Raw genomic sequence first — 13,271 nt, forward strand, 5'->3', positions numbered from 1 at the left:
ACCGCGTCAGCGGCGACGGCCCTTCTTGTCGTCCTTCTCGTGGCCGCGGAAGGTGCGGGTGGGCGCGAACTCGCCCAGTTTGTGGCCGACCATGGTCTCGGTGACAAACACGGGGATGTGCTTGCGACCATCGTGCACGGCGATCGTGTGACCCAGCATTGCGGGGACGATCATCGAGCGACGCGACCACGTCTTGATGACGTTCTTGGTACCGGCTTCGTTCTGAACAACCACCTTGCGGAGCAGGTGCTCGTCGACGAAGGGGCCCTTCTTAAGACTGCGTGGCATCTTCCTCTACTCCTACTTGCGCTTCTTGCCGGCGGTGCGACGGCGAACGATGTACTTGTCGCTCTCCTTGTTGGCGTGGCGGGTGCGACCCTCAGCCTGGCCCCAAGGGGAAACGGGGTGACGACCACCGGACGTCTTGCCCTCACCACCACCGTGCGGGTGGTCGACCGGGTTCATCGCGACACCGCGGACGGTCGGGCGGATGCCCTTCCAGCGGTTGCGACCGGCCTTGCCCCAGTTGATGTTCGACTGCTCGGCGTTGCCGACCTCGCCGATCGTGGCGCGGCAGCGCGCGTCCACGTTGCGGATCTCGCCCGAGGGGAGACGCAGCTGGGCGTACGGGCCGTCCTTCGCCACGAGGCGAACCGACACACCGGCCGAGCGGGCCAGCTTCGCGCCGCCGCCGGGGCGGAGCTCGATCGCGTGGATCACGGTACCGGTGGGGATGTTGCGGAGGGGCAGGTTGTTGCCGGGCTTGATGTCAGCACCGGGACCCGACTCGACGACGTCACCCTGCGACAGCTTGTTCGGCGCGATGATGTAGCGCTTCTCGCCGTCCACGTAGTGCAGCAGCGCGATGCGCGCGGTGCGGTTGGGGTCGTACTCGATGTGAGCGACCTTGGCGTCCACGCCGTCCTTGTCATTGCGACGGAAGTCGATGACGCGGTACTGGCGCTTGTGGCCACCACCGATGTGGCGGGTGGTGATGCGGCCCTGGTTGTTGCGACCACCGGTCTTGGACAGCGGGCGGAGGAGCGACTTCTCAGGCGTCGATCGGGTGATCTCGGCGAAGTCGGCCACCGACGAGCCGCGGCGACCCGGGGTCGTGGGCTTGTACTTGCGAATAGCCATGTTCTCTAGTCCTCTATCCCGACCGTCAGCCGACTGCCGTGAAGATGTCGATGGTGCCCGACTTCAGGGTCACGATGGCGCGCTTGGTGTCCTTGCGCTTTCCAGTGCCGAAGCGGGTGCGGCGGGCCTTGCCGACGCGGTTGAGCGTGTTGACCGCGGCCACCTTGACGCCGAAGATCTTCTCGATGGCGAGCTTGATCTCGGTCTTGGTCGCGCGCGGGTCCACGAGGAACGTGTACTTGCCCTCGTCGATGAGCCCGTAGCTCTTCTCGGAGACGACCGGCTTCAGGATGACGTCCCGCGGGTCCTTGTTGATTCCGGTCATGCCGAGACCTCCTCGGTGTCGGCCTCTGCTGCGGCGTTCGCGGCGAGCTTCTTCGCAACGAACGCGTCATAGGCGGCCTTGGTGAAGACGATGTCGTCGGAGACGAGCACGTCGTAGGCGTTCAGCTGGTCGAAGGTCAGCACGTGAACGTACGCGAGGTTGCGCAGGCTCTTGGTGCTGATCTCGTCATTGCGCTCGATCACGACGAGGACGTTCCGCTTGCGCGGGGCGAACTCGGTGAGGACGGCGTTGGCCGCCTTCGTCGAGGGGGCGCCGTCGATCCCGAAGGAGTCGACGACGTGCAGACGGTCGCCCCGAGCGCGGTCGCTGAGCGCACCCAGGAGGGCGGCGGCGATCATCTTCTTGGGGGTGCGCTGCGAGTAGTCACGCGGCTTCGGGCCGTGGACGATGCCACCACCGGTCATGTGCGGCGCGCGGATCGAGCCCTGACGGGCGTTACCGGTGCCCTTCTGCTTGAAGGGCTTGCGGCCGGCGCCGGAGACCTCACCGCGACGCTTGGTCGAGTGGGTGCCCTGGCGAGCCGCCGCGCGCTGCGCGACGACGACCTGGTGGATGAGCGGGATGTTCGTCTTGACGTCGAAGATCGCGGCGGGCAGCTCCACGGAGCCTGCCTTCTTGCCATCTGCACTTCGGACGTCGAGCGCGAGAGTCGAATCAGCCATGGACTCAGGCCCCCTTCACTGCGTTGCGGACGTAGACGATGCGGCCGCGCGCGCCGGGGACGGCGCCCTTGACGAGCAGCAGACCCTTCTCGGCGTCGACCGCGTGGATCGTGAGGTTGAGGACGGTGACGCGCTCGCCACCCATCCGGCCGGCCATGCGCATGCCCTTGAAGACACGGCTGGGGGTCGACGATGCGCCGATCGAGCCGGGCTTGCGGTGGTTGCGGTGCGAACCGTGCGAAGCCGAGACGCCCTTGAAGTTGTGACGCTTCATGACACCGGCGAAGCCCTTGCCCTTGCTGGTGCCGACGACGTCGACCAGCTGGCCGGCCTCGAAGGTGCTCTCCGCGGTCAGCTCCTGACCGAGTGAGTAGTCGGAGGCGTTGGCGGTGCGAACCTCGGTGAGGTGGCGACGGGGGGTCACGCCGGCAGCCTCGAAGTGGGCCGTGAGCGGCTGGTTGACCTTACGGGGGTCGATCTGCCCGTAGGCGATCTGAACCGCGTTGTAGCCGTCGCGCTCGGGGGTGCGAACCTGGGTGACCACGTTCGTGGCAACCTCGATGACGGTGACGGGAATGAGCTTGCCATTCTCGTTCCAGACCTGGGTCATGCCGAGCTTCGTGCCCAGCAGTCCCCGCGAAATCCTGTTGTTGATGTCAGCCATGTCGAACCTCAGAGCTTGATCTCGATGTTGACATCGGCCGGCAGGTCGAGACGCATCAGCGAGTCGACAGCCTTGGGCGTCGGGTCGATGATGTCGATCAGACGCTTGTGGGTGCGCATCTCGAAGTGCTCACGGCTGTCCTTGTACTTGTGCGGCGACCGGATGACGCACACGACGTTCTTCTCGGTCGGGAGGGGCACGGGGCCCACAACCGTTGCACCAGCACGGGTCACGGTGTCGACGATCTTGCGGGCCGACGAATCGAGGCCGGCGTGATCGTACGACTTCAGGCGAATGCGGATCTTCTGTCCCGCCATTGTCTGCTCACTCTCATTCCGCGTCTTACCGACCTGGGCTCCCCAGGGGCATCGGACGCACGGTGGCGCTTGCGCGCCATGGCACTTCTCTGCACTGCTCTGCAGTGCGTTGCTGCACCGCTGTTCTCATGTCAATCCGGATGCCTCGGCATCCGGCTCCTTCACACCCAGGCACGCGCGGACGCAAGCGTCCCCATCTGTCTGAGGTGTCGGATTTTGGTTCTGCTGCCCGCGGCCTAGACGATGATGCTTTCGCGTCGTCTATGCACTGCCCTGGCAGTGATCCAGCGCACGCCAAGAGGGGCGCCGGAATGTGGAACCTCACTAGTCTACGTGTCACCCGGGCGTGTCGCAAACTCGGGCGTGTCGCGGATCTCGCTCCGAGGGACATTCCCAGGATCGCAGACGCCCGCGCTCCGCGGGATCACGATCCGGACACTTGACTCATGACAAGAGGAGCAACCGTGGCAGAATGACAGGGCCGTCGCTTGGGGGAGCGGCACGCTGTGCCATGGGCACCGCAAGCCCAGGTGGCGGAAGGGGGGGATTCGCGTGACGTCGAAAGTGGTCGGATCGGCAAGAGAGCCGATCGACCGGGCGAAGTCATTTCGCTCACCGAGCAGACCGGCACCCGAACAGGGTGCGCCGGCTCGCTCGACGCGCGATGCCCGCGGCGGCGCAGACTGGCGGGCGCGCTACGCCCGGCGGCTGTGGATCAGCGACCTGCTCGTGCTCACCGTCGTCATCTACGGAACCCAGGTGGCCTGGTTCGGCCTGGGCAATGCCCAGGTGTCGATCCGCGAGGACTCGCGCCTGAGCAACGTCTCGTACTGGATCTTCTCGACCGTGCTGCTCGCGCTGTGGATGTGGGGCCTGAGCCTCGCCGACTCACGCAGCGACCGGGCGATCGGCACCGGCGCCGCAGAGTACGTCAGGGTCATCTCGGTCAGCACGCGCCTGTTCGGCCTGATCGCGATCGCCGCGTTCCTGCTGCGCGTCGACGTCGCGCGGGGGTATCTGCTGATCAGCCTGCCCCTCGGCATCCTGGCCCTCCTGTTCGAGCGATGGATGTGGCGCAAGTGGCTGATCCGCCAGCGGGCCAAGGGCCACTGGAGCGCCACCGTGCTCCTGGTGGGGTCCGAGGCATCCGTCGCCCAGATCGGGGCGGCCCTGCGCCGCACGCCGAGCGCCGGCTACCGGATCGTCGGAGCGTGCACCCCGGGCGGCAAGCCCGGCGGCACGGTGCGCGACACCGACATCCCGATCGTCGGAGGAGTGCAGGACGTCCTGGACGTGCTCCTGCATCTCGACGCGGACACCGTCGCGGTCACCAGCGCCGATGAGCTGCCGCCGTCGGGAGTGAAGCGCATCTCGTGGGCGCTCGAGACCGGTAGCCGGCACCTCGTCCTCGCGCCGGCCATCGCCGACGTCGTCGGTCCGCGCATCCAGACCCGACCGGTTGCGGGCCTTCCGCTGATCCACGTCGAGACGCCGCGCTACAGCATGGGCCAGCGATTCGTGAAGCGCGCGCTGGACATCCTGCTCGCAGCCATCGGCATCGTGCTGCTGAGCCCGGTGATGGCGATCATCGCCATCATGATCGCCTCGTCCTCGTCCGGCCCCGTGCTGTTCTGGCAGCGCCGCGTCGGCTTCGACGGCCGTGAGTTCCGGATGCTCAAGTTCCGCACGATGGTCGACGGCGCCGAGTCGATGCTGCCTGACCTGCTGGCGCAGCGCGACTCCGGCAACGAAGTGCTCTTCAAGATGCTCGTCGACCCGCGGGTCACCCCGCTCGGGCGCCGGCTGCGCCGCTACAGCCTCGACGAGATCCCCCAGCTGTTCAACGTCCTCGGCGGGTCGATGTCGCTCGTCGGTCCTCGCCCTGCGCTGCCGACCGAAGTCGCGCGGTACGACGAGCACGTGCATCGCAGGTTCCTCGTCAAGCCGGGCATCACCGGCATCTGGCAGATCAGCGGGCGCTCGACCCTCTCCTGGGAGGAGTCGGTGCGCATCGACCTCGCCTACGTGGAGAACTGGTCGCTGGTCGGCGACGTCGTCATCCTCCTCAAGACGCTGCGTGCCGCCCTCGCCCCGGGGAGAACGGCCGCATGACGTGACGGGGCTGATCGTCAACGAGTGGATCGAGGCGGCGGGCGGGGCGGAGCGGGTGCTGGCTCGGCTCGCGACCCTCTTCCCCGACGCCGACCTGCTGTGCCTCTGGAACGACGACCGGACGCGGTTCCCCGATCGCACCGTGCGTGAGACCTGGCTCGCCCGGACCCCGCTGCGCCGCCACAAGGCGCTCGCCCTGCCGGTCATGCCGATCACCTGGCGCCTCCCCCGGCAGACCAGCCACGACTGGACGCTCGTGAGCTCGCACGCGTTCGCCCATCACGTGCGGGTGGAAGGCGACGGACCCAAGTACGTCTACGTCCACACCCCGGCGCGCTACCTGTGGGCGCCGGAGCTCGATCGGCGAGGTGACAACCTCGCGGTCAAGATCGCCGGCCCGCCGCTGCGCGCGCTCGACAAGCGCACCGCACAGCATTCAACCGGACTCGCCGCCAACAGCCGCTTCGTCGCAGACCGGATCGAACGCTCCTGGGGACGCACCGCGCAGGTGATCCATCCGCCCGTCGATGTCGCGGGGATCGTACGCGGGGACTGGCGCGAACAGCTGACCGATGCCGAGCGGCGCACGCTCGATGCGCTCCCCGACGACTTCGTGCTGGGCGTCTCGCGTTTCATCCCCTACAAGCGGCTCGACACCGTGATCCAGATCGGCGAGCTGCTGGACCGGCCCACCGTGGTGGCCGGCTTCGGTCCGCTCGAGGCGGAGCTGCGGGCTCAGGCCGCCGAGTCCCGGGTGCCGGTGCACATTCTGCTGCGGCCGAGCGACGCCATGGTGCGGGCGCTGATGGCGAAGGCGGGTCTGTTCGTCTTCCCCCCGATCGAGGACTTCGGCATCGTGGCCGTCGAGGCGATGGCGGCGGGCACCCCGGTGATGGCCAACCGCGTCGGCGGGTCCGGCGAGTCCGTGCTGGAGGGCGTCGGCGGCGCGCTGTTCGATCCGCGCTCCGCGGAGGAGGCGCTCGCGGCCGCGGCCGTCTGCGCAGGCCTCCCGCGCGCCGGCATCACCGAGCATGCCTGGCGATTCGACGCCACCCAGTTCGATCGCGCGCTCACCGCATGGCTGAGCCCGCGCATCGCCGTGCCCCAGCTGCCGCTGCGCTGACCCGCTGCGGCCTCAGGCGTCGATCGGCGCGTGCGCGCCGACCCACCGCCTGATCGCATCCTGGAAGAGCGGGGTGTCGAAGTCCTGGGCCCGCGCGACGCAGTCCGCCGCGGACAGTCCGACGACACGGTCGACGGCGCTGCGCAGCTCGGCGGGGGTCCACTCGTACACGTGCGCGCCGGTGACGCCGTCGATCACCGACTCGGATGCGCCACCGATCGCGTTGGCGATGACCGGGGTACCGGAGGCCATCGCCTCGACCGGCACGATGCCGAAGTCCTCGATGGCCGCGAACACCAGCGCCGCGGCGCGACGGTAGAGGGCGCGGAGGAGCGCGAACGACGGGGTGTCGACGAAGCGCACGGCGCCGGGGTGGCCCAGCGCGTGCGCGCGCAGGCGCGGCCCGTCAGGTCCTCCGCCGGCGAGCACGACCGGCAGACCCGCGGCGATGCCGGCATCGATCACCGCTTCGAGGCGCTTGTAGCGCACGAATCGGGAGACGCCGAGCAGGAAGCTCTCCGGAAGGGAGTCGAGCACGGCCCGATCGGCCGGGGAGAGCTCCACCGGATCTTCGGCGAACGTGTGCACATCCACCGGTGGATAGATCACCTGCGCTTCGCGGTCCCACTTGTCGGCGATGCGCGCGGCGACGTATCGGCTGTTCGCCGCGATCGCCGTCGCCTCCGCGGCACGCCGGCGATCCAGCGGCTTCAGCATCGCCGAGACCGCGCGGGCCATGGTGCTCTCGCCGCGGCCGTCGAGCTCAGGCACCCACACGTACCGTGCCGGGGTGTGCGCATAGACGAGCTTCGGCGCGCTGCGAGCAGGACCGGCGAACCGGGCATGATGCGCGAACGCATGGCTGCTGCAGAGCACCCAGTCCGCGTCGCGCTCAGGGAGGTTCCGCCAGACGGCGGGCATGAGCGGCAGGGCTGCCATCTTGTGCCCATGCAGCGGTGTGCGGGCCAGCCAGGACTCCTCGACGCCGGTGAACCGCCCCTCGCTGTCGTTCCACAGGCAGAAGCGCTCCGCATCCGGAAACGTCTCGCTGAGCACGGCGAAGACATTCTCGGAGCCGCCGTTGCGCTGCAGCCACTCGTGGACGATGATCCCGCTCATCGGGCAGTGCCTCTCCCCCCKGAGTACGCCCCCGATAGCCGGGTTCCGCACGAGCCTTACGCGCCCGCACAGCGTCCGGTCATATTACCTGCCGATCCCGAGAGACAGGCATCGGCGCCCTTCGACAGGCTCAGGGACCGGGCGACGGCTCGCTGCCGACCGCTCCCTCGCCCTTGTCGCTGTCGCTGTCGCTGTCGAAGAACTCGGTGACCTTGCCCTTGCCGTCCTCGAACACCTGCTTGCTCTTGTCGATCAGCTGCTCGCCCTTTTCGCTCTCGACGAAGTCGGTGACCTTCTCCTTGCCGTCCTGGAACAGCTTCTTGCTCTTGTTGAACAGGTCATCGAAGCCCATGGGTCCACTCCTTCGCACGGCGCCCGCGGCGGACGCACCGGAGCCCATCGTCGCGGGCGGGCGCGGCATCCGTCAAACCTCAGAGACCTCCGGATACGACAAAAGAGGGCCGGACCCTAAGGTCCGACCCTCTTTCAGCAGTCAGTCAGTGACTACTTCAGGATCTTCGTGACCGTGCCGGCGCCGACGGTGCGGCCACCCTCACGGATCGCGTAGCCGAGGCCCTCTTCCATGGCGATGGGCTGGATCAGCTCAACGGTCATGTCGGTGGTGTCGCCGGGCATGACCATCTCGGTGCCCTCAGGCAGCGTGATGACGCCGGTGACGTCGGTGGTGCGGAAGTAGAACTGCGGGCGGTAGTTCGTGAAGAACGGGTTGTGACGGCCGCCCTCCTCCTTGGACAGGATGTACGCCGTGCCCTCGAAGTTGGTGTGCGGGGTGACCGAACCGGGCTTGACGACAACCTGGCCGCGCTCGACGTCGTCACGCTTGGTGCCGCGCAGGAGCAGACCACAGTTCTCGCCGGCCCATGCCTCGTCGAGCTGCTTGTGGAACATCTCGATACCGGTGACGATCGTCTTCTGCGTCGGGCGCAGACCCACGATCTCGACCTCGGAGTTGATCGCGAGGGTGCCGCGCTCGGCGCGACCCGTCACGACCGTGCCACGGCCGGTGATGGTGAAGACGTCCTCGACGGGCATGAGGAAGGGCTTGTCCTTGTCGCGGATCGGGTCCGGAACGGACTCGTCAACGGCGTCCATGAGGTCGAGGATGGACTGGGTCCACGTCTCGTCGCCCTCGAGAGCCTTGAGGCCCGAGACGCGGATGACCGGCGCGTTGTCGCCATCGAAGTCCTGGCTGGACAGCAGCTCGCGGACCTCGAGCTCGACGAGCTCCAGGATCTCCTCGTCGTCGACCATGTCGCTCTTGTTGAGCGCCACGAGCAGGTACGGCACGCCGACCTGCTTGGCCAGCAGCACGTGCTCGCGCGTCTGGGCCATCGGGCCGTCGGTGGCGGCGACCACGAGGATCGCGCCGTCCATCTGAGCAGCACCGGTGATCATGTTCTTGATGTAGTCGGCGTGACCCGGGGCGTCGACGTGCGCGTAGTGGCGCTTCGGCGTCTCGTACTCGACGTGCGAGATGTTGATCGTGATGCCGCGCTGACGCTCTTCGGGAGCGGAGTCGATCGACGCGAAGTCGCGCTGCACGTTGGTCTTCGACGGGTACTTGTCGGCGAGCACCTTCGAGATCGCGGCGGTGAGCGTGGTCTTGCCGTGGTCGACGTGACCGATCGTTCCGATGTTCACGTGCGGCTTGGTCCGCTCGAACTTGGCCTTAGCCACTGGGTCCTCCTAGGACATTCGTGTAGATGCTCCGGGCGCTGGATTGCGACCGGTTCTCTACGGGGATTGGTTTCTACCTTAGTAGAGAGGGTTGGGATGAAACTGTGTGAAGTTGTGGAACCGGATGCCGGGGGCCTGGGCCCCCGGCATCCGGAGGACTACTCGCCCTTGGTCTTCTGGACGATCTCGTCTGCGACGTTGCGCGGGACCTCGGCGTAGCTGTCGAACTCCATGGAGTAGACGGCGCGGCCGGAGGTCTTCGAGCGGAGGTCGCCGATGTAGCCGAACATCTCGGACAGCGGCACGAGGGCGCGGACGACCTTGACGCCGGCAGCATCCTCCATCGACTGGATCTGGCCGCGGCGGCTGTTCAGGTCGCCGATGACGTCGCCCATGTACTCCTCGGGAGTACGGACCTCGACCGACATGATCGGCTCGAGGATGACGGGGTTCGCCTTGCGGACCGCCTCCTTGAAGCCCATCGAGCCGGCGATCTTGAACGCCATCTCCGACGAGTCGACATCGTGCGCGGCACCGTCGAGCAGGATCGCCTTGACGCCGACCATCGGGTAGCCCGCGAGGACTCCGACGTTCATCGCGTCCTGGAAGCCGACGTTGACCGAAGGGATGTACTCGCGCGGGATGCGGCCACCGCCGACCTTGTTCTCGAACTCGTACGTCGTGTCGGCCGTGACCTCGAGGGGCTCGATCGCGAACTGGATCTTCGCGAACTGGCCGGATCCACCGGTCTGCTTCTTGTGCGTGTAGTCGTGACGCTCGACGGCCTTCTTGATCGTCTCGCGGTACGCGACCTGCGGCTTGCCGACGTTCGCCTCGACGCGGAATTCGCGCTTCATGCGGTCGACCAGGATGTCGAGGTGCAGCTCGCCCATGCCCTTGATGACGGTCTGGCCGGTGTCCGAGTTCTGCTCGACGCGGAACGTCGGGTCCTCCTCGGCGAGCTTCTGGATCGCGAGACCCAGCTTCTCCTGGTCAGCCTTCGTCTTGGGCTCGATCGCGACCTCGATGACCGGCTCGGGGAACGTCATCGACTCGAGCACGACCTGGTGCTGCGAGTCCGACAGGGTGTCGCCCGTGGTCGTGTCCTTGAGGCCGATGACCGCGTAGATGTGACCGGCGGTGACCGAGTCGACCGGGTTCTCCTTGTTGGCGTACATCTGGAAGATCTTCCCGATGCGCTCCTTCTTGGACTTGGTCGAGTTGACGACCTGTCCGCCGGAGTCCAGGTGACCGGAGTACACGCGGATGTAGGTGAGGCGACCGAAGAACGGGTGCGTCACGATCTTGAACGCCAGGGCCGTGAACGGCTCCTCGCGGTCCGAGTGGCGCAGGATGACGATCTCTTCGTTCTTCGGGTCGTGCGCCTCGATCGCGGGCACGTCCAGCGGCGACGGGAGGTAGTCCACGACCGCGTCGAGCATCGGCTGCACGCCGCGGTTCTTGAACGCCGAGCCGCAGAGCACGGGGTAGATCTCCGAGTTGACGGTCAGCTTGCGAATCGCGGCCTTGATCTCGGCGACCGTGAGGGGCTCGCCCCCGAAGTGCTTCTCGAGGAGCTCCTCGTCCGTTTCGGCGACGGTCTCGAGCAGGATCTCGCGGTACTTGGCCACGACCTCGGCCATGTCGGCCGGGATCTCCTGGATGTCGTACTTGGCGCCCATGGTGACATCACCCTTGGAGTCGCCCGCCCAGACCAGCGCGCGCATCTCGACGAGGTCGACGACGCCGACGAAGTCGTTCTCGACGCCGATCGGCAGCTGCAGCACGAGCGGCTTGGCCTTGAGCTTGTTGATGATCGTGTCGACCGTGAAATAGAAGTCGGCGCCGAGCTTGTCCATCTTGTTGACGAAGCAGATGCGCGGGACCTCGTACTTGTCGGCCTGACGCCAGACGGTCTCGGACTGGGGCTCGACGCCCTCCTTGCCGTCGAAGACGGCGACCGCGCCATCGAGCACGCGAAGCGAGCGCTCGACCTCGACCGTGAAGTCGACGTGGCCGGGGGTGTCGATGATGTTGATCTGGTTCTTGTCCCAGAAGCACGTGACAGCAGCGGAGGTGATCGTGATGCCACGCTCCTGCTCCTGCTCCATCCAGTCGGTGGTCGAGGCGCCGTCGTGCGTCTCACCGATCTTGTGGTTGGTCCCCGTGTAGAACAGGATGCGCTCGGTCGTCGTCGTCTTGCCGGCATCGATGTGCGCCATGATGCCGATGTTGCGGACCTTCGTGAGGTCGGTGAGCACGTCTTGTGCCACGGGTGTCTTCCTAACTTGTGATTCTGGGCCGGGCGCTGAGCGTGTCGAAGCGTCCGGGTGTCCGGGATCGGCCCCGCAGGGGGCCGATCCCGGACGAAGCGGCTGTTACCAGCGGTAGTGCGCGAAGGCGCGGTTCGACTCGGCCATCTTGTGGGTGTCTTCGCGGCGCTTGACCGCGGCACCCAGGCCGTTCGAGGCATCCAGAATCTCGTTCTGGAGGCGCTCGGTCATCGTCTTCTCACGACGACCCTTGGCGTAGCTCACGAGCCAGCGCAGCGCGAGCGTGTTCGCACGGTGCGGCTTGACTTCGATCGGCACCTGGTAGGTCGAGCCACCGACGCGGCGGCTCTTGACCTCGAGGGTCGGGCGCACGTTGTCGAGCGCCTTCTTCAGGGTGGCGACAGCGTCCTGGCCGTTCTTGGCCTCGACGCCCTTGAGGGCGGTGTACACGATCGACTCGGCGAGCGACTTCTTGCCGTCGACGAGGATCTTGTTCACGAGCTGGCTGACGATCGGTGCGCCGTAGACCGGGTCGTTGACGACGGGGCGCTTCGGGGCGGGTCCCTTACGAGGCATATTCCTTAACCCTTCTTCGCGCCGTAGCGGCTGCGAGCCTGCTTACGGTTCTTGACGGCCTGGGTGTCCAGGGCGCCACGGACGATCTTGTAGCGGACACCGGGGAGGTCCTTCACGCGACCGCCGCGGACGAGCACGAGCGAGTGCTCCTGCAGGTTGTGGCCCTCGCCGGGGATGTAGGCGGTGACCTCGGTGCCGTTGCGGAGCTTGACACGGGCGACCTTGCGCATCGCCGAGTTGGGCTTCTTGGGCGTGGTCGTGTACACGCGGGTGCAGACACCCGCCTGCTGCGGGTTCGCCTTGAGCGCCGGCGCCTTGGTCTTGGTGACCTTGGGCGAGCGACCCTTGCGAACCAACTGCTGAATGGTTGGCACGTTCTCTCCTATGTTGTGCTGCACGGTGACAGCGTCGTGGTCTCACCTGAAGCTGGACGGATCTTTCGATCTGTTTCACCTGAGGCTCACGTGGACCCACCGGCGCGGCAGAATGATCTGACGCGATTTGTGTGGTGGATAAGCCGTGGGGGCGGACTGTTCGCAGTCCGATCCCTGAGATGCAGCGCTCTTGGCTCCGTCGTCCATGCCGGGGCACGTCGGACGGCGCGCGAAAGCGCACACCCTTTGATGATACGCGACCGGTGGAGGGCCGGTCAAACGCGGCGTGTCGTCCGCCGCTCATCCCCTCGCAGGGTCAGGGGATGAGCGCCAGCGCGAAGATTCCGGCGACGGCAAGTGCGACGAGGACGGATGCCGCGACCACGGCGATCAGCGCGGTCCGGCGTCGGCGGCGGCGGGTGGCGGCCTCCCCCGCCGCACGGTCCACTGGTGCCTGCAACGGCCGCGGGGACGGTGGTCGGCGGGTGATCTCAGGCTGCTCCGGGGTCCGCGGCGGATAGGCGACGTGCGCCTCGGGCGGCGCGGCGATCCGATGCGGCGGCGCGGCGCCGACCGTGGCGTGGGGGCCGGCGGCGGCCGCGGCATCCGATCGCGCGGCAGCGCTCGGCTGCGACCCGCTCGGGKACCGGGGACGCGACTTGCGGCGGACGACGATCGTCGACCCGTCGTCGGACGTCGCGTCACCGGCCGAGGGGTCCGCGTGGCGCTGCGGCCCCGGACGCCTGCCCGGGTGCGTGTCGTCGGGATCGACCGGCTGGGTGGCGTCGGGGTCGATGCCGCGGCGCCTCGAGATGGCGGTCGCGTCGTCGGGCTCGACGTGCGCGGCCGGATCGTCCGTCATCGCCG

The 13,271-nt window shown here is 67.3% G+C and carries 15 protein-coding genes; 2 read left to right on the forward strand and 13 right to left on the reverse strand.

Annotated features, from left to right (window positions below; genetic code table 11):
• Positions 1-6: 6 nt before the first annotated feature.
• The 6 genes from rpsS to rpsJ are packed head-to-tail and all read right to left on the reverse strand — an operon-like array spanning position 7 to position 3,129.
• Positions 7-288: a 30S ribosomal protein S19 gene (rpsS, locus tag ACXJ3V_RS18625; protein ID WP_257501491.1), complete on the reverse strand. Its 282-nt coding sequence runs from the start codon at positions 286-288 to the stop codon at positions 7-9.
• 12 nt (positions 289-300) lie between these two features.
• Positions 301-1,140, reverse strand: coding sequence for a 50S ribosomal protein L2 (gene rplB, locus ACXJ3V_RS18630; RefSeq protein ID WP_457101842.1), 840 nt, complete (start codon positions 1,138-1,140; stop codon positions 301-303).
• A 25-nt stretch (positions 1,141-1,165) separates the two neighbouring features.
• On the reverse strand, positions 1,166-1,465 hold the full coding sequence (gene rplW, locus ACXJ3V_RS18635) for a 50S ribosomal protein L23 (protein WP_457101843.1): 300 nt from the start codon (positions 1,463-1,465) through the stop codon (positions 1,166-1,168).
• Complete coding sequence (rplD, locus tag ACXJ3V_RS18640) at positions 1,462-2,148, reverse strand: 50S ribosomal protein L4 (protein ID WP_457101844.1); 687 nt, start codon at positions 2,146-2,148, stop codon at positions 1,462-1,464. Before rplD ends, rplW begins: the two co-directional genes overlap by 4 nt.
• Positions 2,149-2,152: 4 nt before the next feature.
• A complete protein-coding gene (rplC, locus tag ACXJ3V_RS18645) occupies positions 2,153-2,812 on the reverse strand; it encodes a 50S ribosomal protein L3 (RefSeq protein ID WP_457101845.1) in 660 nt (219 codons plus the stop codon).
• An 8-nt stretch (positions 2,813-2,820) separates the two neighbouring features.
• On the reverse strand, positions 2,821-3,129 hold the full coding sequence (gene rpsJ, locus ACXJ3V_RS18650) for a 30S ribosomal protein S10 (protein WP_013584016.1): 309 nt from the start codon (positions 3,127-3,129) through the stop codon (positions 2,821-2,823).
• Positions 3,130-3,681: 552 nt separating this feature from the next.
• Between rpsJ and ACXJ3V_RS18655 the strand changes: the two genes are divergently transcribed.
• Complete coding sequence (locus ACXJ3V_RS18655; protein ID WP_457101846.1) at positions 3,682-5,241, forward strand: sugar transferase; 1,560 nt, start codon at positions 3,682-3,684, stop codon at positions 5,239-5,241.
• A 1-nt stretch (position 5,242) separates the two neighbouring features.
• The gene (locus ACXJ3V_RS18660) at positions 5,243-6,364 is read left to right on the forward strand and encodes a glycosyltransferase (protein WP_457101847.1); all 1,122 of its coding nucleotides are present in this window, start codon (positions 5,243-5,245) and stop codon (positions 6,362-6,364) included.
• Between the two features lie 12 nt (positions 6,365-6,376).
• Here ACXJ3V_RS18660 and ACXJ3V_RS18665 read toward each other — a convergent pair whose 3' ends face one another.
• The 7 genes from ACXJ3V_RS18665 to ACXJ3V_RS18695 all read right to left on the reverse strand — a co-directional run bounded on the left by ACXJ3V_RS18665 (position 6,377) and on the right by ACXJ3V_RS18695 (position 13,266).
• Entirely contained in the window at positions 6,377-7,483 is a 1,107-nt protein-coding gene (locus ACXJ3V_RS18665; RefSeq protein ID WP_457101848.1) for a glycosyltransferase, read from the reverse strand.
• Positions 7,484-7,613: 130 nt separating this feature from the next.
• Positions 7,614-7,904 carry a hypothetical protein gene (locus tag ACXJ3V_RS18670; RefSeq protein ID WP_457101849.1) on the reverse strand — a complete coding sequence of 97 codons (291 nt, stop codon included), beginning with the start codon at positions 7,902-7,904 and terminating at the stop codon, positions 7,614-7,616.
• An 83-nt stretch (positions 7,905-7,987) separates the two neighbouring features.
• The gene (gene tuf, locus ACXJ3V_RS18675; RefSeq protein ID WP_457101850.1) at positions 7,988-9,181 is read right to left on the reverse strand and encodes an elongation factor Tu; all 1,194 of its coding nucleotides are present in this window, start codon (positions 9,179-9,181) and stop codon (positions 7,988-7,990) included.
• 158 nt (positions 9,182-9,339) lie between these two features.
• Positions 9,340-11,454 carry an elongation factor G gene (gene fusA, locus ACXJ3V_RS18680; protein ID WP_457101851.1) on the reverse strand — a complete coding sequence of 705 codons (2,115 nt, stop codon included), beginning with the start codon at positions 11,452-11,454 and terminating at the stop codon, positions 9,340-9,342.
• Between the two features lie 105 nt (positions 11,455-11,559).
• Positions 11,560-12,030, reverse strand: a complete 471-nt coding sequence (gene rpsG / locus ACXJ3V_RS18685) for a 30S ribosomal protein S7 (protein ID WP_056312881.1) — start codon at positions 12,028-12,030, stop codon at positions 11,560-11,562.
• A gap of 5 nt (positions 12,031-12,035) precedes the next feature.
• Entirely contained in the window at positions 12,036-12,404 is a 369-nt protein-coding gene (gene rpsL, locus ACXJ3V_RS18690; RefSeq protein WP_018187369.1) for a 30S ribosomal protein S12, read from the reverse strand.
• 316 nt (positions 12,405-12,720) lie between these two features.
• Positions 12,721-13,266: a hypothetical protein gene (locus ACXJ3V_RS18695; RefSeq protein ID WP_457101852.1), complete on the reverse strand. Its 546-nt coding sequence runs from the start codon at positions 13,264-13,266 to the stop codon at positions 12,721-12,723.
• Positions 13,267-13,271 lie beyond the last annotated feature (5 nt).

The organism is Microbacterium sp. P5_E9 (genome assembly GCF_054049175.1).

Coding starts and splice junctions, on each gene's coding strand:
- rplB (WP_457101842.1), bottom strand. CDS start 1,140: ATGGCTATTCGCAAGTACAAGCCCACGACCCCGGGTCGCCGCGGCTCG.
- rplD (WP_457101844.1), bottom strand. CDS start 2,148: ATGGCTGATTCGACTCTCGCGCTCGACGTCCGAAGTGCAGATGGCAAG.
- rpsS (WP_257501491.1), bottom strand. CDS start 288: ATGCCACGCAGTCTTAAGAAGGGCCCCTTCGTCGACGAGCACCTGCTC.
- ACXJ3V_RS18670 (WP_457101849.1), bottom strand. CDS start 7,904: ATGCCGCGCCCGCCCGCGACGATGGGCTCCGGTGCGTCCGCCGCGGGC.
- rpsG (WP_056312881.1), bottom strand. CDS start 12,030: ATGCCTCGTAAGGGACCCGCCCCGAAGCGCCCCGTCGTCAACGACCCG.
- rplW (WP_457101843.1), bottom strand. CDS start 1,465: ATGACCGGAATCAACAAGGACCCGCGGGACGTCATCCTGAAGCCGGTC.
- ACXJ3V_RS18665 (WP_457101848.1), bottom strand. CDS start 7,483: ATGAGCGGGATCATCGTCCACGAGTGGCTGCAGCGCAACGGCGGCTCC.
- rplC (WP_457101845.1), bottom strand. CDS start 2,812: ATGGCTGACATCAACAACAGGATTTCGCGGGGACTGCTGGGCACGAAG.
- rpsJ (WP_013584016.1), bottom strand. CDS start 3,129: ATGGCGGGACAGAAGATCCGCATTCGCCTGAAGTCGTACGATCACGCC.